This is a genomic window from Pseudomonas sp. ADPe, assembly GCF_014843515.1.
Taxonomy (GTDB): Bacteria; Pseudomonadota; Gammaproteobacteria; order Pseudomonadales; family Pseudomonadaceae; genus Pseudomonas; species Pseudomonas citronellolis.
Genome location: NZ_CP062122.1, coordinates 1091072 through 1114345, shown reverse-complemented (window position 1 = coordinate 1114345; position 23274 = coordinate 1091072). Strand labels below are relative to the sequence as shown.

Sequence of the window (23274 nt, the reverse complement as noted above, 5' to 3'; positions counted from 1 at the left end):
ATCGATGAACCGGCGCAGGGACTTGGCCCTGCGCGACGGGGTCAGTTGTATTCGAGAATGTAATTGAGCACGGCGTTGGCCTTGCCTCCTCCGACCGGCTCCTTTCCCTTGCGCACGTATTGCGCCCTGATCGGCAGGCGGAAGAGCTCGCCCTTGGGTTCGCTGCGGATCCACTTCATGTCCAACGCGCCAGCACTGGTGAAAGGCAGTTTTACGCTAGGGTTGTCGGTGGTCAGCGCAATTTCCACGCCCTGGGCGCCGCCCGGCGTCAGGTTCAGGCGGCCAGGGCCATCCGAGCTGCCTTCGAAATAGACCTTGACCGGTAGCTTCGAGCCGGCAGGCAAGCCACTGCACAGTACGTCGAAGTTGAAGTTCTGGGCCGCCTCCTGCTGACCCAGCCCGCTGGCCATTACCCGCCCCATGGGGATATTGAGCATCTTGACGCCCGTGCAGCCGGAAAAGTAGTCATCGTTGATCAGGTTGATCTGGCCGGTGAGCCTGATTTCCGCGGCAGTCCAGCCGTTCACTGTGAACGTTACCGTGTGGTTCAGCTGGAGGGTGCCTCCTGCCACTTCACGAGCTGTACGGACCAACAGGAGCCTCTGCCTCCTAATGAGCTCGACTGTTGAAGTCGGTGAGTTCTCGAGTTCACCGCCTCTGCCCAGCCCGTACCAAAGGAACTTAATACCCACTCCGGGCAAGTTGGTCTCATACACATCGTCGAAGACTCCCACTTTGGTCCCTTCCCCGATGTCCGAATACTGCCAATAGACACGAGGAACGCTCATGGCACATTGGACTTCCTCTAAACCGGTATAGGGGATGAGGGACACAGTGATAGCCGGCGACAACAGCTCGCCGATAGCTGCGTTTCTTCTCAGATGCACTGAGTCCTGCTGCATAGTGTTCTTGATACGAATCTGCTGGTCATTCTTGTTGGGGTACCAGTAACAGAGGCCGGCGGCGTGGGCCGTATCGATGCCTAGCGCGCCCAGGATGATCAAGAAAAGGAGAACGGCTTTCTTCATGGATTTGCTCCGTCGCTGGATTGAACGCCGCAGACGAGCTTCACCTGGTCGTAGGTCAGGGATGCGTCCCTGCGGGGCAGCGTGTAGGGCGCTGAGCAGGTGCCATCGGCCCAGCTGACGGTCAGCCGGCCCTGGTCCTCGAGACCGAACACCAGGGCGCGGGACTGGTTGTCGACCACGGCCAGCAGCTTGCCGCTGGCGTCGGACACCTGGGCGCCGAAGGGCAGCTTGCGGCCGTCGGCCAGGCTCAGGTCGAGTTGCACGCGGCGGCCGGAGGCCGCGGCGAAACGCGCCTTGACCACCGCGCCGCGGCGCGGCACCACGCGTTGCGAGGTCTCGTCGACGTCCACGTCGACGCCCAGGGTCTGGGTGTCGAGGTTCAGGTAGTTGTAGCGGTAGGGCTGCACGTAGCCTTCCACGGTGTAGCCGGCGCCATCCGTGCGCGCGGTCGAGCCGCCGATGCCCACGCCTTTCACCCCGGGCACTTCCACCAGCGCGAAGGTTTCGCCCACGGGCTGGCTGAAGGTCACGCCACCGCTATGGGCCACCATGGAGCCGGAGGCGGTGAGGTCCAGGTGGCGCGAGTCGCCGGACTTCGAATAGTTGCCGGCGAGCTTGGCCGAGGGTGCGTCCCAGGCTAGGCCGACGCTGCTCGAGTGTTCGCTGCCGTACTGCCCGGTCTGAGCCGAGTAGGACAGGGTGCTGGCGTTGTCGAGGTAGCCGGAGACGCCAGCCTGCAGGCTGTCGTCGCCGCGGCTGCTGCTCGTGTAGCTGCTGTAGAGGCGTTGCGAGTGCGGGCGCGAACCGAAGGGGATGCTCACCGAGAAGGACAACTGGTTGTCCGTGTCGGCCGAGCCTCCCGCGCTCCGGGTATGCGAGGCGGAAATGCTGTAGCTGACTTCCCCGAGGTTACCGCTGTAGCCCAGTTGCAGGCGCTGCATGTTGCCGCTGCGGTCCCAGTAGTTGGTTTCGCCGGCGCTGAGGAAGAGCGAGCCATAGTTGCCCAGCGTCTGGTTGATGTTGAGGTCGAGGCGGTTTTTCGGACGGCCCCTGGCGAAGCTCTGGTGGTCGACCTCACCCATTTCCTGGATGTGATCGCTCAGGGTGCGGTAGCCCGCTGTCGAATAGCGGTAGCCGACCATGGTGAAGGTGGTGTTGGTGCTGTTGAGTGTCTTGGAGTAGAGGAAGCGTGCGCTCTGGCCACTGGTGGCCTTGCCGTGGTCGGGCCGCGAGTGGCTGTTAGTCACGTCCAGCGAGGTCCCGCCCAGGGGGGTGTTGAGCCCTAGGCCGAGGTTGAATGCCGTGTAGCCGTCGGCGCCGAGCATGCCGCCGTAGGTGGTCAGGTTGTCGGTCGCGCCATAGACCGCCGTGCCCTGCAGCAGGTGCGGCGATTCCGAGCTGTCGTTGTCGTACTTGCCCAGCGACAGGCTGTACTGGAAGGTGCCGCGGCGGACCATCACCGGCAGGTAGGAATAGGCCTGGGTGAATTTGCGCTTGCGCCCGTCGGATTCGATGACGGTGATTTCCAGGTCGCCGTTGGAGCCGCCGGGGTAGATGTCGCGGATCTCGAAGGCGCCCGGGGACACGCTGGTGGAATAGATCACGTAGCCGTTCTGGCGCACTTCCACGGTCGCGTGGCTTTCGGCGATGCCACGCACCACCGGCGCATAGCCGGCCTCGTTGTCGGGCAGCATGCCGACGTCCGAGCCGAGCTGGACGCCGCGGAAGCGGCTGCTGTCGAAGATGTCGCCACTGGTGTACAGCTGGCCGATGGCGAAGCGGCCCTTGAGGGCGGTGACGTCGTGCTCCAGGTAGGTGCGATTGCTGGAGAAGTTGCGTGAGACGCCGGTGCTCTGGCTGATCGACGACTCGTTACGCAGGCGCCACTGGCCGAGGTTGAAGCCGTTGCGCAGCCCCAGGTAGCCATAGTCGCTGCGCGTGCCGTAGCCGCTGTTGCGGCTGAGGCTCAACTGGTAGTTGCTGAAGAACGCGGTCACGCCATCGTCCCACAGTGACGGGTCGACGTAACCGCGCGAGCGGCGCTTGATATAGGCCTGGGGCACGCTGAGGTAAAGCGCCAGTTTCGAGACGTCCATCTCGACGGACGCCCCCTCGATGCGCGGCAGGGCGACCGGTTCGGCATCGCCGCTATCAATGGGAACGATGCCTTCCTTCTTCAGGCGCTCCACGTCCACACCGATCTCGCGCAGCAGGCCGAGGCTCAGGATCGGCTGCGCATCGTCTTTTTCGGCCTTCCCGTCGGCCTTGAAGGCGATGTCCTGGCGGCGCTCCAGGCGCTGGTTCAGGTAGAGGTCGACGCTGTAGGTCCCCGGCAGCATGCCGTTGCTTTTCTCGAAGAAACGCAGATCCACCTGGGCACCCTTGTCCTTGAGGAACATTGGGTTGAATTGCGTGGCGGATACCGAGGTCGCACCTAGCAGGCTGACGGCGGCCAAGTAAGGGAATCCTTTGTTGAAACGCATCCTGGCGTCCTTTCTGCTCGGTTTCTTCCTGATGTTTTTCATCTTTCTGGAAAGGAGTGGGCGCCCTGTCGAAACAGTATTTTTCTGCGCAGAAAGCCCCATGGGCGCGATATCCCATGAAGTACATGAGGAGTGGGGTGAAGAGGATTTAAAAACGCGTCAGAGTTGAATCGCGGCCTTGTGTTTTATCAAGGCGCCATAATCGTTGATGGACTCCCAGTGAACTTCCGCGGTATCTCGGAGCGTTTTCGGAAGATCTTTGATCTTTATCTTTTCGCTACTGCGCGGACTTATCATCGCGGCCTCGACCGGATATTCCTTCTGCCCGGCAATGACCTTCACCTGGCCGAATGAAACATGGAAGGCCGAATCATTGGTGGCCTGCAGTACCCGCCCGTCGGCAGTTTCCAGGACTTTCCAGCTCAGCTTGTTCGCGGCCTCGTCGGCCGCGCCCGGCAGCCCCTTCGGCCGGTAGAAGATTTTCAGGCGCTGGCGGAAGGCAACCTGCAGGCTGTTCTCGGTCTTGGAGACCTGGGGAATCTCCTGGACGCTGAGCCAGACCACCGATTCGCGGTCCTCCGGCAGGCCCTTGCCCTGGTAGAAGATGCGCAGCATCTGCTGCTTCTTGTGGCCCAGGCGCGCCAGCGACGGGGTAATGGCGAAGGGCAGGTCGCTTTCCGACTGGCCCGGCGCAGCCTCGATCCAGGATTGGATCATGATGTCCTCGGTGCCTTCGTTGCGCACCTGGATGGAGGCTTCATGGTCGGTTGCGGGGAATACGACCCGCGTGCCGCCGACCTGAATGCCGGCCAGGCACAGGCCGGAAAGGGAGCAAAGCGCCAGCAGCAGGCTGGTGCGAAACAGGAACCCGGTTTTCATCGTTCGACTCGCAAGGTGACGGGAGCGTTGTGCGCTCCCGTTCGGCGGCTCACTCGTAGGTCAGGGTGAAGGGCAGGGTGCCGTTGGCGGTGCCGGGCTGGAGCTCGTCGCCATTGGCCACGTAAGAGGCGCGCATGTTCAGCGTTGCGCTGTACTGGGCATCCTGGCCTTCTCCGGTCTTGTTCAGCGGGGCAGCATAGAATTCGTTGGCGGACAGATTGATCAGGTGGCTGTCCGCATCGAACATGCCGATGCCCACGCCGCTGGCGGTGCCGGTGGTCTTCAGCAGGCTGTTGTTCTTCGGGTCGACGCCCGAGCCGGACAGCGGGTCGAAGCCGAACTTGACGGTGGTCAGGCCTGCGGCGGTGTTGCCGCAGTCCAGGTTCAGGTTGATCGAGGTGCCGGCGGCCAGGCCCGCTTCGGCGGAACCGCCCAGGGCGTCCATGCTGACCTTGCCGAGGTTCACGTCGATGACCTGATTGCCTTTGCTACCGCTGACGGAAGCGCCGGCGCCCCCCGAAGCGACGCAGGAAGCGGCAGTGATTTCACCGGTGAAATTGATGACGCCGTCGGCGGCCAGCACATGGTTCGCCATCAGGCAGGTGGCGGAAGTCAGCAGCAGGAGTTTGAAAGGTTTCATTGGACCGATATCCCTTAGATAAGAGCTTGAATGCTTCAAGTACGGCTCATCTTGAGCCGCGGCAAAGAATATCGGGGGCCATGCTCCTCAAATACCAGACACTCGCCAGGGATCAACCAAGAACTTTCTTGTTCTGATGGGGGCACCTGCGAAATATATGGGGTAATGGGTGCGTGGATATTTTTCTGGGCAAGACTTGAAAACTATTCGGAGGAAGTGGCTGGAGTTCAAAAGAAGGGCCGTATATTTAATACGGCAACATAATCATGAATATGCCGAGAAAATAACGCCGTTATTCTCACTGTCCCCATCGACAACGTTCAGAAGAATGGCGCGACGTCGAGGGAGCCTGATACCGACACTTTCCCATCACCCTGCCTTCCTCCTTCCACCCACAGGATCCTTTTCCGGACAGGAGGTAGTTCTGAAATATCTTGTTACTTTTATTTTCGATCCTTCAGAAGAACCGACTATGGCCAATGGCTATTGGCCATCCATCGACGGGTTTCCCGATAAACAAGAATAAATGTCGATATTTATCGGTATTAAGGCCCCCGAATGGCTTCTCCTGTGAAGTCGTAGCGCACCTCCGTCAAAAAATCGCGCTGCCAGGTTTTAGCTGTATTCGTCAATTTATTGTCTTCTTCTTGGCCGAGATGAGTGGTTCGTCGTAGGACGTCAGCGTTTTTTCGCGAACGGCAGTTGACTAAATTCTGACGGAAAGCTTTTCTTCTCGCCTCAATGTCAATAAACCGGCATGCGGCGGCTGCGTCAGTTATCGACAGAGTGTCGGCTTTCGCGCGGCTTCCATGCAGTTAGGGATGATTGCTTCGTGCTGTCCAAGACCTCCTTGTCCTTTCTCGCTTCGCAGCTTCTCCAGCGACGGCTCCCCATGGGCGGTTGCCTGGCCGTGCTGCTGCTCGGCAGCGCCTGGGCCCAGGCCGCCGAGGATTACGACCAACTGGTGCGCGAGGCCCGCGCCGGCAATTACCAGCCGGCCTTGCAGCGCCTGCGGCAGACCCCCGACGACCCCGCGCGCCTCGACGATCACCTGATCATCGCCGGCTGGGCGGGGCTGGATGAGGAGGTGCTGCAGACCTACCAGCGCCATTCCCAGGCGCGGTTGTCCAGCGGCGCCTGGGCCTCGGTGGCGCGGGCCTATCGCAACCTCAAGCGCTGGCCCCAGGCATTGGAGGCCTACCGTCGCGGCCTGGCCGCCTACCCCGGCGACCAGGTCCTGCTGCAAGGCCAGGCGATGACCCTGGTGGATGCCGGGCGTGGTCCTGAGGCGCTGCAGAAGGCCGCGGCCCTGGTCGCCGCCGCGCCGCGCGATGCCGAGCGGCGCCTGGCCCTGGCCTATGTCCACCAGCAGATGGGCGAGCCCTATGCGGCGCTGTTCCAGGTGGACCAGGCCCGCCAACTGGCCCCGCAGCAAAGCCGTGTGCTCAGCGAATACGTCGATGCCTTGCAGGCCGCCGGCCTGCCGCGCCAGGCGCTGGCCTTCGGCGAGCGCCACCCCGGCGTGCTGTCGGCGGCGCAGCGGCGCAGCCTGCAGGCCGACCGCGTCGCCGAGCTGGTGCGCCTGGCGGAAGTGTCGCCCCTGCGCGACAGCGAGCGCTTCGTGGTCGCCGACCGGGCCATCGCCCTGGCCGACCAGTCCCTCGCGCAATGGGCCGGCGACCCGGCCGCGGCACAGGAGGTGCGCCGGGTGCGCATCGACCGCCTGGGCGGCCTCTATGCCCGGGCGCGCATGGCCGAGGTGGTCGAGGAATACGAGCGGCTGCATGCCGAGGGCGTGCAACTGCCGCCCTACGCCCTGCGCTGGGTCGCCGGCGCCAGCCTGTACCAGCGCCAGCCGGAGCGGGCCGCGGAACTCTACCGCCAGGTGATCGCCAGCGAGAACGACAAGGACAGCGACTGGATGGACGACCACCAGGGGCTGTTCTACGCCCTGGTGGAAAGCGAACGACTCGACGAGGTGCCCTCCCTGAGCGATGGCCTGGTGGCGCAGCAACCGATGCGGCTGCATCCGCCGGGCATGGGCGTGGCCCTGCCCAACGACGACTGGCTGGAGGCCCGCCTGCTGCAGGCCAACGGCCGGCTGTACCGCAACGACCTGCCGGCGGCGCAGCAGGACTATGAAAGCCTGGTGGAAAGCGCGCCGGACAACTCGCGGCTGCGCACCGGCCTGGCCAGCACCTACCTGTCCCGCGGTTGGCCGCGGCGCGCCGAAGACCAGCTGAAGATCGCCGAAAGCACCGACCCGCGCGGCGTGGCCCTGGAAACCGAGCAGGGCATGGTGGCGCGCGAGCTACAGGAATGGCGGCAACTGGACCTGCTGGCCGACGACGTCATCCAGCGCTTCCCCGAACAGTTGCAGGCCCAGCGCCTGGACTACCTGCGCCAGGTCCACCACATGGCCGAGCTGCGCATCAGCGCCTACGGCGGCCATGCCAACGGCGGCGAGGTCAACGGCAGCCGCGACCTGGGCTTCGACAGCGTGCTCTACAGCCCGCCCATCGCCGACCACTGGCGCCTGTTCGGCGGCGCCGGCTACGCCACCGGCGATTTCGAGGAAGGCACCGGGCATTACCGCTGGCAGCGCGTCGGCACCGAATGGACCGGGCGCAACACCACGCTGGAGGCGGAGGTGTCGCACAACGATTACGGCGACGGCGACAAGCTGGGCCTGCGGCTGTCCGGCGTCCACGACATCGATGACCAATGGCAGTACGGCTGGAGCGCCGCGCGCCTGTCCCGCGAGACACCGCTGCGGGCGCTCAACAGCGGCATCCGCTCCGACCGCCTGGACGGCTACCTGCGCTGGCGCCAGAACGAGCAGCGCGAATGGCGCCTGGCCTATTCGCCCTCGCACTTCAGCGACGGCAACATGCGCCACGAACTCGCCCTGACCGGCAGCCAGCGTGTCTACAGCTCGCCCTACCTGGTGGCGGACCTCGGCCTGGAGGTTTCCGGCAGCCGCAACAGCAAGTCGGAGGACGTCCCCTATTTCAACCCGAAGTCGGACCTGCTGCTGCTGCCCAGCCTGAACCTGGAGCACACCCTCTACCGCCGCTACCAGACGCGCTGGACCCAGCAGGGCCAGCTCGGCGCCGGCAGCTACAGCCAGCAGCACCACGGCACCGGCGCCGTCGGCCTGCTCGGCTACGGCCAGCGCCTGAGCCTGGACGACCGCTTCGACGCAGGCTTCAACCTGTCCGCCGTCAGCCGCCCCTACGACGGCGACCGCGAACTGGACTACCGCCTGGTCTTCGACCTCAGCTACCGCTTCTAGGACCCGAACATGAGAGCCACCTACCGTTTCCTGCTGTTGGGGCTGGCGCTGCTGATCGGGGCTTGCGCCAGCGAGGCGCCCCCCTTCGTCGAGCCGGCGCAGCGCACCCTTGCCGCCAACGAGAAGCCCTGGCCGTCGGGGCGCATCCTGACCCTGGCCTACCACGAGATCGCCGACCGCGACGCCAACCAGGCCTTCATGACCGTGCGCACCGCCAACCTGGTGGACCAACTGGCCTGGCTGCACGAGCAGGGCTTCCAGGCGATTTCCGTGGACCAGCTGCTGGCCGCCCGCGCCGGCCGCGGCAGCCTGCCGGAGAAACCGCTGCTGCTGAGCTTCGACGACGGCTACAGCAGCTTCTACCAGCGCGTGCTGCCGATCCTGAAGGCCTACGACTGGCCGGCGATCATGGCGCCGGTGGGCGTCTGGCTGGATACCCCGGACCAGCAGCGCGTGGACTTCGGCGGCCTGGCGGTGGAGCGCCGGCGCTTCCTCACCCGCCAGCAGCTCGCGGAAATCGCCCGGTCCGGCCTGGTGGAAATAGGCGCGCACACCGAGGCCCTGCACTTCGGCGGCCCCGGCAACCCGCAGGGCAGTCAGCTGCCGGCAGCGGCCAACCGCCTGTACCTGGCCAATGCCGGGCGCTACGAAACCGAGGCCGAATACCGCAACCGCGTGGGCATCGACGTCAAGCGCATCAGCCGCACCCTGCAAAGCATCACCGGCAAGGCGCCGCGGGTGTGGGTGTGGCCCTACGGCGCGGCCAGCGGCACCGCCTTGCAGGTGGTCGGCGACGACGGCTACGCCCTGGCCCTGACCCTCGAGGATGGCCTGGGCAGCATCGACCACCTGGACAACCTGCCGCGCTTCCTGCTCAACGGCGACCCCGACCTGCATCACTTCACCTCGGCCATCAGCCGCGTCCAGGCGCAGGACAACCTGCGCGTCGCCCACGTCGACCTGGACTACGTCTACGATCCCGACCCGCAGCAGATGGAGGCCAACCTCGGGCAACTGGTGCAGCGCATCGCCGACCTGCGCATCAACACCGTGTTCCTCCAGGCCTATGCCGACCCGCTGGGCGACGGCACGGTGAAGGCGCTGTACTTCCCCAACCGGCACCTGCCGATGCGCGCCGACCTGTTCAACCGCGCCGCCTGGCAGCTGCGCACCCGCGCCGGCGTGGAAGTGTTCGCCTGGATGCCGGTGCTGGCCTTCGACCTGTCGCCGCAGCTGCCGCGGGTGCAGCGCTGGGACCCGCACAGCGGGCGCCTGGAGATCGACCCGCAGCAGTACCGGCGGCTGTCGCCGTTCGACCCCGAAGTACGCCGGCAGATCAGCGAGATCTACGAGGACCTGGCCGGGCACGCCGCCTTCGCCGGCTTGCTGTTCCACGACGACGCGCTGTTCTCCGACTTCGAGGATGCCGGGCCCCAGGCGCTGGCGGCCTATCGCGCGGCCGGCCTGCCGGGCGACATCGCCAGCCTGCGCGGCGATGCGCAGACGCTGCAGCGCTGGACGCGCTTCAAGAGCCGCTACCTCATCGACTTCACCCGCCAGCTCGCCGAGCGCGTGCGCGCCATCCGTGGCCCGCAGGTACAGACGGCGCGCAACATCTATGCGCTGCCGATCCTCGAACCGCAGAGCGAAGCCTGGTTCGCGCAGAACCTGGACGACTTCCTGGCCGCCTACGACTGGACCGCGCCCATGGCCATGCCGCTGATGGAGGGCGTGCCCCTGGAGCAGTCCGAGGCCTGGCTGCAGCGCCTGGTGCGCGAAGTGGCCAAGCGCCCAGGCGCCTTGCAGCGCAGCGTCTTCGAACTGCAGGCGCGCGACTGGCGCGAGGGGCGCGAGGCGCCCATCGACGCCGCGCAGTTGCGGCGCTGGATGCACCGCCTGCAGTGGGAGGGCGTGCGCAGCTTCGGTTACTACCCGGACGATTTCGTCAACGACCAGCCCGAACTCAAGGCGCTGCGTCCGGCCATCTCCAACGCCTGGTACCCCGAGCCATGATCGATCGCATCGTTGCCTTGCTGGTCCTGCTGCTGTTGCTCGGCGGCCCGATCGGCGTAGCCATCGTCCTCACCGGCGAGATCCTGCTGAACTTCGTGTTCTTCTATCCACTGTTCATGTCGGCCCTGTGGATGGCCGGCGGCATCTACTTCTGGGCGCACTGGGAGCGCCACTGGGCCTGGCCGGAGGACGTCCCGCAACTGGAGGGCGAGCCGCTGGTGTCGATCCTGATCCCCTGCTTCAACGAGGGCGACAACGCCGCCGACACCATAGGCGCGGCCCTCGCGCAGCACTATCCGAACATCGAAGTCATCGCCATCAACGACGGTTCCTCCGACAACACCGCGCAGGTGCTCGATGCCCTGGCCGAAGGCGAGCCGCGGCTGCGCGTGCTGCACCTGGCGCAGAACCAGGGCAAGGCCGTGGCCCTGCGCATGGGCGCGCTGGCCGCGCGCAGCGAGTACCTGGTGTGCATCGACGGCGACGCGCTGCTCGACGCCAACGCCGCGGCCTACCTGGTGGCCCCGCTGATCGACAACCCGCGGGTCGGCGCGGTGACCGGCAACCCGCGCATCCGCACGCGCTCGACGCTGATCGGCCGCGTCCAGGTCGGCGAGTTCTCCTCCATCATCGGCCTGATCAAGCGCACCCAGCGCGTCTACGGGCGGGTCTTCACCGTCTCCGGCGTGGTCGCCGCGTTCCGCCGCACGGCCCTGGCGCGGGTCGACTACTGGAGCACGGACATGATCACCGAGGACATCGACATCAGCTGGAAGCTGCAGCTGGATCACTGGTCGATCTTCTACGAGCCGCGCGCGCTGTGCTGGATCCTCATGCCCGAGACCTTGCGCGGTCTGTGGAAGCAGCGCCTGCGCTGGGCGCAGGGCGGGGCCGAAGTGCTGCTGAAGAACATCCGCAGCATCTGGACCTGGCGCTACCGCTACATGTGGCCGCTGCTCATCGAGTTCAGCCTGTCGGCGGCCTGGGCCTTCACCTTCCTGCTGTCGATTTTGCTCTGGGCGCTCGGCCTGGTGGTCGAGATGCCGCCCAGCCTGCGCGTCGCCAACATAGTGCCGCCGGCCTTCACCGGGCTGCTGCTGGCCTGCGTGTGCCTGTTGCAGTTCGCCCTGAGCCTGCTGATCGAGCGGCGCTACGAGCGCCACCTGGCGAGTTCGCTGTTCTGGGTGATCTGGTACCCCTTCGCCTTCTGGCTGGTCACCTTGCTGACCACCCTGGTGAGTTTCCCCAAGGTCATGCTCAAGACGCGCCAGGCCCGGGCGCGCTGGACCAGCCCCGACCGTGGCATCAAGAGGAGTTCGTGATGAACCTGATCAAGACACCGCAGCACTGGCTGCCCCGGAGCCTGGACGTTCTGCTGACCCTGTGCGCCTGGGCGATCTTCGTCTGGCTGATGGAGCGCGGCATCGCCAGCCTGCTCGCCAGCGGCTGGCGAGGGCCGCGCCTGGACTGGGGCGGGCAGTTCCTGCAGACGCTCGATACGCTGATGGTCTATGTGCTGTGCAGCGCCTTGATCGCCGCGCTGCTGGTGTCCTGGGCCCGCTACAACCAGATTCGCGCGGCGCGCTACGAGCGCCGCTCACGCATGCCCGACCTGTCCCGGCAGGCGCTGTCGCGCAGCTTCAACATCAGTGGCGATACCCTGGCCCGCCTGCATGGGGCCCAGGTGGTGACCCTGCACAACGACGAGCATGGCAACCTGGTGTGGGTGGAGAACCCGGCGGAGATGGAAGTCGAGACGCCCTGAGCGGCCTCAGCTGCCGCTGTTGCCGTGGTGCGGCTCGGTCAGGGCGCGGCGGTAGCGCGCGTAGAGGTCGCTGTCCATGTTGCTGGCGCTGAGGATCTTCAGGGCGAAGGCCTTGACCTCGGCGTCGCTGTACGCCCGCTGGGGCTCGGTGGCGGCCGGTTGCGCGGCGCAGCCCACCAGCACGGGGACGGCCAGCACCAGGCTGGAAAGGGATCGGAACATGGCGGGTTCACCCGGGGCATGGAGAGTGGGGATGGGCAAAGGCTAGCGATGGCTCGCCGGCCTGGGAAATCATCCCGGTCGATAGTCGCTATCGTCCGAGCCGGCTTCCGACACCCGGGAGCGCCAATAGGTTCCGGCGGCCCAGCAAGCCGGGCCGAATCCGGCTATCCTTCGCGGCCTTCGCCACTTCCCGGGACCGCGCCATGAAAGAACAGCTCGTCGAACTCCTCACCCTGATCAGCTCCGGCTGCATGGGCGCGGAGGAAATCCGCCAGATCGCCGAGGATGCCGCCGCGGCCTACGCCGACCCCGAGGCCTTCCTCGCCGCCAACCCGGACATCAACTACGACGACAGCTTCCCCATCCCGCTGGGCGAGTGGGTGGTGGTCGGCAGCCTGCCGGACATCGTGCTGTTCCAGGGCGACGACTACAAGGAACTGTTCGAAGGCATCCGCGCCTCGTTCGACGCCAGCGTGAACTTCGTGCTGCAGGCCAAGCAGCTGCACAAGGCCGAGCCGCTCGCCGCGCTGAAGCGCATCCAGGTGCAGCTCGGCGCGCTCTATCCGGAAAAGGGCGGCTACGTGCTGCTGGACTTCAGCGAACCGCTGGACGACGAACTGCAGGCGGTGCTGGTGTACCGCTGCGACCTGGAAAGGGTCATGGCCCTGTGCCTGGAAATCGGCATTCCGGCGGCGCCGGCCTACGAACGCCTGGTCGAGGCCAGCCGGGAAGAGTGATGCCCCCTCGGCCGCCGTCCTTCCGGCGGCCCCTGCCAGGGAAAAACGCCCTGGCTATTCTCCAGGCATGGCGGATGACCGCGCACCTGTTCCCGGTGGGCTGCTTATAAATGTGGGAGTTCCGGCGTGTTCAGGGCTTTGGCTTCCCGTCCGAGCGTAGGAATGCTCTGAGGTCAACCAGGCGATGTCCTGCAATTACCCGCGTCGGCAGCTTGCCGTTGGCGATCCATTCCTCCAGAACCTCCGGCTGATCGGACATCCCGAGCAATTCGGCGAAACGCTCGAGGCTCAGGTAATAGGTTTCGTCCTCGGGAGCGGGGGAGAAGGGTTCTTCCACTTTCATGTGGTGTCCTGCACCATGGCCTGCGCTATTAGGGGAGAGAGACTAAATGACTCTCTCGAGACAATACACTAAATATTAGTGTTTTTGTATGGTGCTTCGAATGTCCGGAAATGGATTACAGATCGTGAAGAAACGTTTCCTTTTTACCGCTGGGGAAAGACTACGTGGCCTGCGTGAGCTGACCGGGCTCAAACGCCCGGAATTCGCCAAGATCGTCGGCATGAAGGCCAAGACGGTGGAGAACATCGAGTTCGGTCGCCAGCGCATGCGCGACGAGGATTTCGAGAAGGTCTGCAGCGTCTATCCGGATTTCGCCCGCTGGATCACCTACGAAGGGCCCATCGACTCGGCGTCGGTGGCCTGGGAGATCGCCGATTCGGCGCAGTCCGCCGCGGTCTACCTGGTGGAGCAGAACCCCGCATTGCTGGAGAGCAGCAGCCTCAGCCTGGAGGAGTGGCGCAACCGCCACCACGACGTGCTCGAGCGCCTGCGCCATGAGCCGGGGCGCGAACTCGTCGCAGAGACCGACGACGATGACGACGAGTCCGAAGAAGAGACGCGGGACTAGGCGACGCAGCCGCGCAGGTAGCCCAGCAGGTCCGGGGCGCCGATGCTGCGCAGGCCGGCGCCGAATTCGTCGGCTTGCGGGTGGTCCTTGGGCAGCAGCAGGGATTCCGGCGTTTCGCTGTTGAACAGGCCGAAGCGCGCATAGGGCAGGCCGGTGTCCAGCAGCAGGCCCATGAACCCGGCATCGCTCCAGGCCTGGGTCGGCATCGCCAGCATGTGGTAGCGCCGCTCCAGGTCGTCCAGGGCGCTGCCCTGCAGGCTGAACTGGCGCACCCTGCCGGGCAGGCGCAGTTCCAGGCCGCGGCGGCGCGCATAGGCCACCGCGCAGGCGAACGCCTCGGTGTGGTTGTCCAGCTCCAGGAACAGCCGCTGGCCATGCCAGTCGGCCCGGCGCAATTGCAGCTCCACGCCGCGCTCGAAGCCCGGCAGGGCCTGCCCGAGCGCCTTGCCGAAATCCCGGTAGCTGATAATCCGCACCTTGCGCCCGGCGTCGCCGGCCGCCACGGCTTCGAAGTCGGGTAGCGCCGAATTCGCCAGGGGGCCGCGGGTGCACAGGCCGTCCACCTCGCGCAGGTCGACATCGTGCAGCTCCAGCAGACGGGAGCCGACCAGTTTCTTCAGTGCGGCATGGGCGCGCGCCTTGTCTTCCTGCACCGGCCCGGACAGGGCGCCGCGCGGCAGGTCGATCAGGCGGTACAGCGGCGCGCCGGACTGCCAGCCGATGCCGCTGGGCGGGCTCGCCGGGGCGCTGAAGCTCAGGGCCAGAGACCGGGTGCGCTGCGAGACCTTGTGCAGGTCGGCGTTGCCGAGCCCCAGGCGCTGGGCGATGGCCGCGAGGCGCTGGGCCATGTTGCGGGGTGGATTCATGATCGAAGGCAAACTCCCGATGCCCGGCCGACAGCCCTAAGCATAGGTAAGCCAGTCGCGGTTGTGCTTCCGGGCAGTGACAAATGTTGCTTCCTTCCTTTCAAGGGCGGGCGCCATGCCGGGCCCGCCGCGGCCGCGCCTCGCCTAGGGGCAGGCCGGCCGGCTATACTAGCGCCCCATTTTGCCGACCGATGCCCGACCATGTATAGCCTGGCCCGCGAGCTGCTGTTCAAACTGTCCCCGGAAACCTCCCATGAGCTGTCCATCGACCTGATCGGCGCCGGCGGCCGCCTGGGGCTCAACGGTCTGTTCTGCCCGAAGCCGGCCAGCCTGCCGGTGCAGGTCATGGGCATCGACTTCCCCAACCCGGTGGGCCTGGCCGCCGGCCTGGACAAGAACGGCGACGCCATCGACGGCTTCGCCCAGCTGGGCTTCGGCTTCGTCGAGATCGGCACCGTCACCCCGCGCCCGCAGCCGGGCAACCCCAAGCCGCGGCTGTTCCGCCTGCCGCAGGCCACCGCGATCATCAACCGCATGGGTTTCAACAACCTGGGCGTCGACCACCTGGTGGAGCGGGTCAAGGCCGCGAAGTACCGCGGCGTGCTGGGCATCAACATCGGCAAGAATTTCGATACCCCGGTCGAGCGCGCGGTGGACGACTACCTGATCTGTCTGGACAAGGTCTACGCCCACGCCAGCTACGTCACGGTCAACGTCAGTTCGCCGAACACCCCGGGCCTGCGTAGCCTGCAGTTCGGCGACTCGCTCAAGCAACTGCTGGAGGCCCTGCGCCAGCGCCAGGAAGACCTGGCCGAACAGCATGGCCGCCGCGTGCCGCTGGCGATCAAGATCGCCCCGGACATGACCGACGAGGAAACCGCCCTGGTCGCCGCGGCGCTGGTGGAGGCGGGGATGGATGCGGTGATCGCCACCAACACCACCCTGGGCCGCGAAGGCGTCGAGGGGCTGCCGTTCGGTGACGAGGCCGGCGGCCTGTCGGGCGCGCCGGTGCGCGAGAAGAGCACTCACACGGTCAAGGTGCTGGCTGGCGAACTGGGCGGCCGCCTGCCGATCATCGCCGCCGGCGGCATCACCGAGGGCGCCCATGCGGCGGAGAAGATCGCCGCCGGCGCGAGCCTGGTGCAGATCTACTCGGGCTTCATCTACAAGGGGCCGGCGCTGATCCGCGAGGCGGTGGACGCCATCGCCCAGGCGCAGCGCGCGGGCAAATAAAAAGGGCTCCTTTCGGAGCCCTTGGGCTTACGCCCTGCCGCCCGGATGGGGCGTGCCTTGGGGAAATCGGTGTGATCCTTTGGTCAACTGGTGGCGTGTTGCATCTGATTCAGACGTTGAAGACCGGCGGTGCCGGTGAGGCCATCCCAGTTGTCGCCGCGACCCTCGCGCCAGCCATTGAGCCAGGACTGCCGGGTGGTGGGATGGGTGAAAGGACAGAGATCGCGAGACTTGCCACTGATGCCGTACTGGTAACCGCGCATAAAGGCTCTTTCCAACGGATCACGCTTGAGTCTTCTCATAGGGTGTTGCCCTCACTTGTTGACTGTTATGTCCCGTTGGCCCCCTGGGGAGGCCTGGCGGACAGTTCCGCCAAAAAGGGGCCTGTTGCCGGCGTGACAGACCCCGCCCGACACCTTTGCGGCGACGGGTTAAGCTGAGTTCTAAACCATGGGCTTCGAGCCTGTGAACAACCAATTTGTCATAAAGACTTAACTCTTATGGGTTCAAGCCATAAGTTTTTCCCCCGGGCGGGTCGGGCAAATTGCCCGAAACCGCATGTTCAGGGGCTTGTGCGAGGCAGCCTGGCGAACTGCCAGGAAATTGAGAGGTTCTCTCATCCCGACGAGCGGGCAAGTACCTGCGACCTCGGGTCGCAGGTTTTGTGAAACCTTTTGAAATGAACCATGGCCGGGTGCCAGCGTTTTCACGCGGCATCCGCTCAACAGGGGCCGAGGCCCCTCTGGAAAGGGCTGCGGCCCGGGAATGGCGATGTCGGAACACTACGAACTCTTCCTCACCTGCCCCAAGGGCCTCGATGGTCTGCTGCTGGACGAGGCGCAGGCGCTGGGCCTGAGCGATGCCCGCGCGCAGGTGTCCGCCGTGCGCGGCCGCGGCGACCTGGAGACGGCCTACCGGCTGTGCCTCTGGTCGCGCCTGGCCAACCGCGTGCTGCTGGTGCTGGCGCGCTTCCCGGTGGCCAACGCCGAGGAACTGTACCTGGGCGTGAACGCGGTCAACTGGAGCGATCACCTGGACCCCGGCGGCAGCCTGGCGGTGGAGTTCAGCGGCAAGGGCTCGGGCATCGACAACACCCACTTCGGCGCGCTCAAGGTCAAGGACGCCATCGTCGACAACCTGCGCGCCGAGTTCGGCCGGCGGCCGACGGTGGACAAGGTCAACCCTGACATCCGCGTCCACCTGCACCTGGACCGCGGCCAGGCGGTGCTGTCCCTGGACCTCTCCGGGCACAGCCTGCACCAGCGCGGCTACCGCCTGCAGCAGGGCGCCGCGCCGCTGAAGGAAAACCTCGCCGCGGCCATCCTCATCCGCGCCGGCTGGCCGCAGTTGGCCGCCGAGGGCGGGGCGCTGTCCGACCCCATGTGCGGCGTCGGCACCTTCCTGATCGAGGCCGGCCTGATGGCCGCCGACATCGCCCCCAACCTCAAGCGCGAGCACTGGGGCTTCGACAAGTGGCTGGGCCACGTCCCGGTCCTCTGGCGCAAGCTGCTGGCCGAGGCCGAGCAACGCGCCGCCGTCGGCCTGGCGCGGCCGCCGCTGTGGATCCGCGGCTACGAGGCGGACCCGCGGCTGATCCAGCCGGCGCGCAACAACATCGAGCGCGCCGGTCTGGGCGAGTGGGTGAAGGTCTACCAGGGCGAGCTGGCCACCTTCGAACCGCGCCCGGACAAGGGCCAGCGCGGCCTGGTGATCTGCAACCCGCCCTACGGCGAGCGCCTGGGCGACGAGGCCAGCCTGCTGTACCTCTACCAGCACCTGGGCGAGCGCCTGCGCCAGGCCTGCCTGGGCTGGAACGCCGCGGTCTTCACCGGGGCGCCGGAACTGGGCAAGCGCATGGGCATCCGTAGCCACAAGCAGTACGCCTTCTGGAACGGCGCGTTGCCGTGCAAGCTGCTGATGTTCGAGGTGGAGCCGCGCCAGTTCGTCACCGGCGAGCGCGGTGCCGAGGCGCGCCAGGATGGCGCCGTGCAAGCTCCGGCGGAGCCGGCGCGCCTGAGCGAGGGCGGGCAGATGTTCGCCAACCGCCTGCAGAAGAATCTCAAGCAACTGGGCAAATGGGCCAGGCGCGAGAAAATCGAATGCTACCGCGTGTATGACGCGGACATGCCCGAGTACGCCCTGGCCGTGGACCTGTACCGCGACTGGGTGCACGTGCAGGAATACGCCGCGCCCAAGTCCATCGACCCGGCCAAGGCCCAGGCCCGCCTGCTCGACGCCCTGGCGGCGCTGCCGCAGGCCCTCGGCATCCCCAGCGAGCGCATCGTCATCAAGCGCCGCGAGCGCCAGGCCGGCAGGAAGCAGTACGAACGGCAGAACAGCGAAGGCCGCTTCATGGAAGTGGAGGAGGGCGGCGTGCGCCTGCTGGTCAACCTCACCGACTACCTGGACACCGGGCTATTCCTCGACCACCGGCCGATGCGCCTGCGCCTGCAGCGCGAGGCCGCCGGCAAGCGCTTCCTCAACCTGTTCTGCTACACCGCCACAGCCACCGTGCATGCGGCCAAGGGCGGCGCGCGCAGCACCACCAGCGTCGACCTGTCGAAGACCTACCTGGATTGGGCGCGGCGCAACCTGTCGCTCAACGGTTTCTCCGACAAGCAGAAGCTGGTGCAGAGCGATGTCATGGAATGGCTGCGGGCGGACCGCGGCGAGTACGACCTGATCTTCATCGACCCGCCGACCTTCTCCAACTCCAAGCGCATGGAGGGCGTGTTCGACGTGCAGCGCGACCAGGTCGAGCTGATCGACCTGGCCATGACCCGTCTGGCCAAGGGCGGCGTGCTGTATTTCTCCAACAACTTCCGCAAGTTCGAACTGGAGCCGAGCCTGGCGGCGCGCTACCAGGTCGAGGACATCAGCGCCCAGACCCTCGACCCGGACTTCGCCCGCAACCCGAAGATCCACCGGGCCTGGCGCATCAGCGCTCGCTGATTCGCCAGGGCCCCGCGGCTGGTTTCACTGGCCGCGGGTGGAGGCGTAGAGGTCCAGCAGCACCTGGTCGAGGATGGACGAAGCGCCCCACGGCCGGTTGCTGTTGAGGATGGCCACCACCACCCAATTGTTGCCGCGGGCGTCGCGGCTGAACCCGGCCAGGGCGCGGACGGTGTTGAGGGTGCCGGTCTTGACGTGGGCCTCGCCGGTCATGGGCGTGTGGCGCAGGCGTTTGCGCATGGTGCCGTCGACGCCGACGATCGGCAGCGAGGAGATGTACTCCGCGGCGTAGGGGCTGTGCCAGGCGGCCTGCAGCATGGCGGCCATCTCGCGGGCGCTGACGCGCTCGTCGCGGGACAGGCCGGAGCCGTTCTCCATCACCAGGTGCGAAGCGGTGATGCCCTTGCGCGCCAGCCACTGGCGGATCACCCGCTGTGCCGCCAGGCCATCGTTGGCGTCCGCGCTGGTGCGGTTCTGCGCGCCGATGCTGAGGAACACCTGGCGGGCCATGGTGTTGTTACTGTACTTGTTGATGTCGCGGATGATGTCCACGGTGTCCGGCGACAGCGCGCGGGCCAGCAGGGTGGCGTTCTTCGGCACTGTGCCCTGGCGGTCGGCGCCGCTGATGCTGCCGCCCAGTTCCTGCCAGATGCCGCGGATGGCGCCGGCGGTGTAGCCCGGATGGTCGAGCAGCGACATGTAGGTCTGCGCGCTGCAGCCGCGCGGAATCTCGCCGGCGGCCACCAGCACGGTGCCCTCGGCGCGGGTTTCCGGGACGAAGCGCAGCTTCGGCCAGGCCGGGCAGTTGGCCGGGCCGCTGACCTTGATCTGGTTCTCCAGGCGCACGTTGGCCAGTGGCGGGTCCATCATCACCGAGGCTTGGTTGCCTTCGCTGCGCACCACCAGGCGCACGCTCTTGAGGTTGACCATGGCGGCGTCGGGGCCGACCAGGAACGGCTTGTTGTCGTCGCCGCCGTCATCGTTGAACACCGGCAGCTGCGGCTGGTTGAAATAGCTGCGGTCCAGCACCAGGTCGCCGTTGACCTTGAGCACGCCGTTGGCGCGCAGGTCGCGCATCATCAGCCAGAGCTTTTCCAGGTTCAGCTTGGGGTCGCCGCCGCCCTTGAGGTAGAGGTTGCCGTTGAGCACGCCGTCCTGCAGCTTGCCGTCGGTGTAGAACTCGGTTTTCCACTGGTAGGTGGGGCCCAGCAACTCCAGGGCGGCATAGGTGGTGAACAGCTTCATGGTCGAGGCCGGGTTCACCGAGACGTCGGCGTTGAAATAGGTGGGCGTACCCGGGCCATCCAGGGGGATCATCACCAGCGACAGGGCGTCGTTGGTTAGCTTGCTGGCCTTGAGCGCCTTCTCCACCCGTTCGGGCAGGGCGGACTTGATCGGGGCGGCCAGGGCGGGCAGGGCGAAGGGCAGCAGGGTGGCGAAGGCGAGAACACGCAGTGACTTGAACATATTTGAAGTGAAATCCCGGTTCAGGGCATTGACATGACGAAGGTGACGAAAGAAGACACTGACGATAGACGATTGCGCCAGTGACGCGGCAACGCGCCGGCGCATTATGCCGCAAGCCGTTGCGGGATGCGCTGGGGTTTGTGAGCCGATGCGCGTGGGAGCGCCGCGCCGGAGCTGCTAGAGTCTGTGCGGGGCGGCTCCCGCCCAGCCCCGCATGCCGTCATCAATCGAGGAGATCCGCCACATGGCCAGCAACCGTTCCCGTCGTCTGCGCAAGAAACTCTGCGTCGATGAATTCCAGGAACTGGGGTTCGAGTTGTCGCTCGACTATCGCGAAGGGCTCCCCGAACAGGAGCTGCAGGCCTTCCTGAAGCGCTTCGTGGAGCAGGCCATCGGCGCCAACGGCCTGGCCTATACCGGTTGCGACGATTTCGGCTTCGTGTGCCTGGCGCGCCGCGGCTCGGTCACCGAGGAGCAGCGCAAGGCCGTGGAGGACTGGCTGAAGCAGCAGGGCGAGCTGAGCGGCAGTTCGGTCAGCCCCCTGCAGGATGCCTGGTATCCGGAGCAGCCCATTCACCAGCCTGGCTGAGAACGGGCTGAGGGTGGGCGCCCGCCCCGGGTTCAGCCCGGTGGGTTCTGCGCGCCCTCCAACTCCAGCGCGGAGCCGGCTTCCGCCTCCGGCGGTTGCAGGTCGACGCCCGTCCAGTGGCGATAGGCGTCCTCCGACATCGGCCGGGCGAACAGGAAGCCCTGGCCGAACCGGCAGCCCAGTTCGCGCATGCGCTGCAGTTGCTGGTAGGTCTCGATGCCCTCGGCGATCACCCGCAACTGCAGGTGGCGCGCCAGCACCAGGGTGCTGGCGACCGACTCGTGGGTGCGCGGGTTGTGCTGCATGTCGCGGATGAAGGAGGCGTCCAGCTTGATTTCGTTGCAGGGCAGGTCGCAAAGGCGCTGCAGCGAGGAGTAGCCGGTGCCGAAGTCGTCGATGGCGACGTTGCAGCCGAGCAGGCGCAGGCGGGTGAGGTTCTCCAGGCTGGCCAGGGGCGTGGTCGCCAGCCCCCCTTCGATGATCTCGATGGTCAGGCTGGCGGGGTCGACGCCGGTCTGCCGCAGTTTTTCCTTCAGGTGGCCGGCCAGGTCGCGCTGCTGCAGCACCTCGAGGTCGATGTTGATCGACAGCGCCCGCTGGGTGCCGTGGCGCAGCTCGCGCCGGGCGAAATCCAGGGCCTGGTCCAGGACCAGGTCGAAGAGGTCGGGCAGCAGCTTCATCCGGCGGATCGCGGCGAGGAAGTAGGCCGGGCGCAACAGCCCGTGGACCGGGTGGTCCCAGCGCACCAGCACCTCGGCGCCGATCTCCTGCAGGGTGTCGAGGTCGACCTTGGGCTGGTAGTAGGCCCTGAGCTCCCGGTTGCGCATGGCCTGCCAGACCTCCAGCGCCGATGGCGTCGGCCGCGGCAGCGGCGGGGCGGCGGCGGGCGCAGGGCTGTAGTGGCGCAGGCGTGCCTGCAGGCTGGACATCTGCAGCGGCTTGGTCAGCTCGCCGAGCACCGACAGGCCGTACAGCGTGGCGATGTGGGCGATGGCCCGGCGCAGGTCGGCGGGGACCTCGCTGACCACGATGATCGCCCGCAGCAGCTTCTCCTGGGCCGCCAGGCGCAGGAACCCGAGCAGGTCCATGCCCGGCGGCAGCACGTCGCAGATGCAGATGTCGACTCCGCCCTTCTGCCTCAGCAGTTCGATGGCGCTGTCCCCGTCGCCGGCGGCCAGGACCTGCTCGTAGCCGAGGACCCGCAAGCCGTGCACGGTGGCCTCGCGCAGAAATGCATGGTCCTCCAGCACCAGCAGGCTGGATGGGATCGATATGTTCATGGTCGCGCGTACCGAATTGGATAACGGCCGCAGTGTGCCGGCTGGCGGGTGCCATTTATTTAAAAAACTTCCATTTCCGTTGTAGGAAATTGCATTAGGAGGTGTTGAAAAAGTCCGGCTTGAAAGTTAACGGAAGTTGGTCGATCAAGTTTGTGTAGGAATTTATACTTTGATGTATGGGAATTTACTTAAGATGTTAAAAGTGGCACCAGTTAATCTCGACACTGATTTCCTAGACGATATCTTACGGCGCACTCTTGGGAAGTCTGTCGGAGATTGAAAATTGAGCAAGGTTCTTATCGTCGATGATCATCCGGTGATACGGATGGCAATGCGCGTTCTGCTGGAAAAGGAAGGTCATACCATCATCGGGGAAACCGACAACGGCGTGGACGCCCTGTCCCTGGTGAAGGATCTGCTGCCGGAGCTGGTGGTGCTGGACATCGGCATCCCCAAGCTGGACGGGCTCGAAGTCATCAGCCGTCTGACCGCGTTCAACCTGCCCCTGAAGATCCTCGTGCTGACCGGCCAGAGCGCCTCGCTCTACGCCATGCGCTGCATGCAGGCCGGGGCCTCCGGGTTCGTCTGCAAGCAGGGCGGGCTGGCCGAGTTGATCAGCGCGGTCAATGCGGTGATCGCCGGGTACAACTATTTCCCCAGCACGGCCGTGCGCCCGGCGCGCAAGAACAACGGCAGCATGGATGACCATGAACTCATCCAGCGCCTCTCCGACCGGGAAATGTCGGTATTGCAATACCTGGCCAATGGTTATTCGAACAAGGACATCTCCGAGCAGATGTTCATCAGCAACAAGACCGTCAGTACCTACAAGACGCGCCTGCTGCTGAAGCTCAATGCCCATTCGCTGGTCGACCTGATCGAGTTCGCCAAGCGCAACGCACTGGTCTGAGACA

Annotated in this window: 21 protein-coding genes; 11 read left to right on the top strand and 10 right to left on the bottom strand. The window is 65.8% G+C overall.

Going from position 1 to position 23274, the window contains the following annotated elements; genetic code table 11:
* Positions 1–41: 41 nt before the first annotated feature.
* Positions 42–1028, bottom strand: a complete 987-nt coding sequence (locus tag IG194_RS05060) for a fimbrial protein (protein WP_058490719.1) — start codon at positions 1026–1028, stop codon at positions 42–44.
* On the bottom strand, positions 1025–3511 hold the full coding sequence (locus tag IG194_RS05055; RefSeq protein ID WP_082996351.1) for a fimbria/pilus outer membrane usher protein: 2487 nt from the start codon (positions 3509–3511) through the stop codon (positions 1025–1027). Before IG194_RS05055 ends, IG194_RS05060 begins: the two co-directional genes overlap by 4 nt.
* On the opposite strand from IG194_RS05055, the gene IG194_RS05050 reads away from it, so the two are divergent.
* Positions 3501–3680: a hypothetical protein gene (locus IG194_RS05050; RefSeq protein WP_141679815.1), complete on the top strand. Its 180-nt coding sequence runs from the start codon at positions 3501–3503 to the stop codon at positions 3678–3680. The two genes, IG194_RS05055 and IG194_RS05050, sit on opposite strands and share 11 nt — an antisense overlap.
* Here the strand turns inward: IG194_RS05050 and IG194_RS05045 are convergent.
* Entirely contained in the window at positions 3671–4390 is a 720-nt protein-coding gene (locus IG194_RS05045) for a molecular chaperone (RefSeq protein ID WP_058490715.1), read from the bottom strand. The two genes, IG194_RS05050 and IG194_RS05045, sit on opposite strands and share 10 nt — an antisense overlap.
* Positions 4391–4439: 49 nt before the next feature.
* Complete coding sequence (locus IG194_RS05040; RefSeq protein WP_058490713.1) at positions 4440–5030, bottom strand: fimbrial protein; 591 nt, start codon at positions 5028–5030, stop codon at positions 4440–4442.
* Positions 5031–5922: 892 nt separating this feature from the next.
* Here IG194_RS05040 and pgaA point away from each other — a divergent pair.
* From pgaA to pgaD, 4 genes are read left to right on the top strand one after another with little or no spacing between them, the layout of a single operon-like run.
* Positions 5923–8325, top strand: a complete 2403-nt coding sequence (gene pgaA / locus IG194_RS05035; protein WP_058490711.1) for a poly-beta-1,6 N-acetyl-D-glucosamine export porin PgaA — start codon at positions 5923–5925, stop codon at positions 8323–8325.
* A 9-nt stretch (positions 8326–8334) separates the two neighbouring features.
* On the top strand, positions 8335–10338 hold the full coding sequence (gene pgaB / locus IG194_RS05030) for a poly-beta-1,6-N-acetyl-D-glucosamine N-deacetylase PgaB (RefSeq protein WP_058490709.1): 2004 nt from the start codon (positions 8335–8337) through the stop codon (positions 10336–10338).
* Positions 10335–11660, top strand: coding sequence for a poly-beta-1,6-N-acetyl-D-glucosamine synthase (pgaC, locus tag IG194_RS05025; protein ID WP_058490706.1), 1326 nt, complete (start codon positions 10335–10337; stop codon positions 11658–11660). Before pgaB ends, pgaC begins: the two co-directional genes overlap by 4 nt.
* Positions 11660–12103: a poly-beta-1,6-N-acetyl-D-glucosamine biosynthesis protein PgaD gene (gene pgaD / locus IG194_RS05020; RefSeq protein WP_009621281.1), complete on the top strand. Its 444-nt coding sequence runs from the start codon at positions 11660–11662 to the stop codon at positions 12101–12103. The genes pgaC and pgaD overlap by 1 nt, the downstream gene beginning before the upstream one ends.
* Before the next feature lie 6 nt (positions 12104–12109).
* Here pgaD and IG194_RS05015 read toward each other — a convergent pair whose 3' ends face one another.
* Complete coding sequence (locus tag IG194_RS05015) at positions 12110–12325, bottom strand: hypothetical protein (protein ID WP_043319087.1); 216 nt, start codon at positions 12323–12325, stop codon at positions 12110–12112.
* A gap of 203 nt (positions 12326–12528) precedes the next feature.
* Between IG194_RS05015 and IG194_RS05010 the strand changes: the two genes are divergently transcribed.
* Entirely contained in the window at positions 12529–13062 is a 534-nt protein-coding gene (locus IG194_RS05010) for a hypothetical protein (RefSeq protein WP_058071978.1), read from the top strand.
* 130 nt (positions 13063–13192) lie between these two features.
* Here IG194_RS05010 and IG194_RS05005 read toward each other — a convergent pair whose 3' ends face one another.
* A complete protein-coding gene (locus IG194_RS05005) occupies positions 13193–13405 on the bottom strand; it encodes a helix-turn-helix domain-containing protein (RefSeq protein WP_058490704.1) in 213 nt (70 codons plus the stop codon).
* Between the two features lie 124 nt (positions 13406–13529).
* On the opposite strand from IG194_RS05005, the gene IG194_RS05000 reads away from it, so the two are divergent.
* A complete protein-coding gene (locus IG194_RS05000) occupies positions 13530–13973 on the top strand; it encodes a helix-turn-helix domain-containing protein (RefSeq protein WP_310889450.1) in 444 nt (147 codons plus the stop codon).
* On the opposite strand, the gene IG194_RS04995 is transcribed toward IG194_RS05000, so the two are convergent.
* On the bottom strand, positions 13970–14839 hold the full coding sequence (locus IG194_RS04995) for a DUF6685 family protein (protein WP_043267363.1): 870 nt from the start codon (positions 14837–14839) through the stop codon (positions 13970–13972). The two genes, IG194_RS05000 and IG194_RS04995, sit on opposite strands and share 4 nt — an antisense overlap.
* A gap of 201 nt (positions 14840–15040) precedes the next feature.
* On the opposite strand from IG194_RS04995, the gene IG194_RS04990 reads away from it, so the two are divergent.
* The gene (locus tag IG194_RS04990) at positions 15041–16072 is read left to right on the top strand and encodes a quinone-dependent dihydroorotate dehydrogenase (protein ID WP_009621290.1); all 1032 of its coding nucleotides are present in this window, start codon (positions 15041–15043) and stop codon (positions 16070–16072) included.
* An 83-nt stretch (positions 16073–16155) separates the two neighbouring features.
* Here IG194_RS04990 and rmf read toward each other — a convergent pair whose 3' ends face one another.
* On the bottom strand, positions 16156–16374 hold the full coding sequence (gene rmf / locus IG194_RS04985) for a ribosome modulation factor (protein WP_009621292.1): 219 nt from the start codon (positions 16372–16374) through the stop codon (positions 16156–16158).
* Positions 16375–16843: 469 nt separating this feature from the next.
* Here rmf and rlmKL point away from each other — a divergent pair, with 469 nt between their 5' ends.
* Positions 16844–19024, top strand: a complete 2181-nt coding sequence (gene rlmKL, locus IG194_RS04980; RefSeq protein WP_009621294.1) for a bifunctional 23S rRNA (guanine(2069)-N(7))-methyltransferase RlmK/23S rRNA (guanine(2445)-N(2))-methyltransferase RlmL — start codon at positions 16844–16846, stop codon at positions 19022–19024.
* Between the two features lie 24 nt (positions 19025–19048).
* Here the strand turns inward: rlmKL and dacB are convergent, their stop codons facing one another.
* Positions 19049–20491 (bottom strand): D-alanyl-D-alanine carboxypeptidase/D-alanyl-D-alanine-endopeptidase, encoded by a 1443-nt coding sequence (gene dacB, locus IG194_RS04975; protein WP_058490702.1) that lies wholly within the window; start codon positions 20489–20491, stop codon positions 19049–19051.
* A gap of 244 nt (positions 20492–20735) precedes the next feature.
* Here dacB and IG194_RS04970 point away from each other — a divergent pair, with 244 nt between their 5' ends.
* A complete protein-coding gene (locus IG194_RS04970) occupies positions 20736–21080 on the top strand; it encodes a YggL family protein (protein WP_058490700.1) in 345 nt (114 codons plus the stop codon).
* A gap of 32 nt (positions 21081–21112) precedes the next feature.
* On the opposite strand, the gene IG194_RS04965 is transcribed toward IG194_RS04970, so the two are convergent.
* Entirely contained in the window at positions 21113–22360 is a 1248-nt protein-coding gene (locus IG194_RS04965) for an EAL domain-containing protein (RefSeq protein ID WP_009621301.1), read from the bottom strand.
* Positions 22361–22643: 283 nt separating this feature from the next.
* On the opposite strand from IG194_RS04965, the gene IG194_RS04960 reads away from it, so the two are divergent.
* The gene (locus tag IG194_RS04960; RefSeq protein WP_024128782.1) at positions 22644–23270 is read left to right on the top strand and encodes a response regulator transcription factor; all 627 of its coding nucleotides are present in this window, start codon (positions 22644–22646) and stop codon (positions 23268–23270) included.
* Positions 23271–23274: the final 4 nt, after the last annotated feature.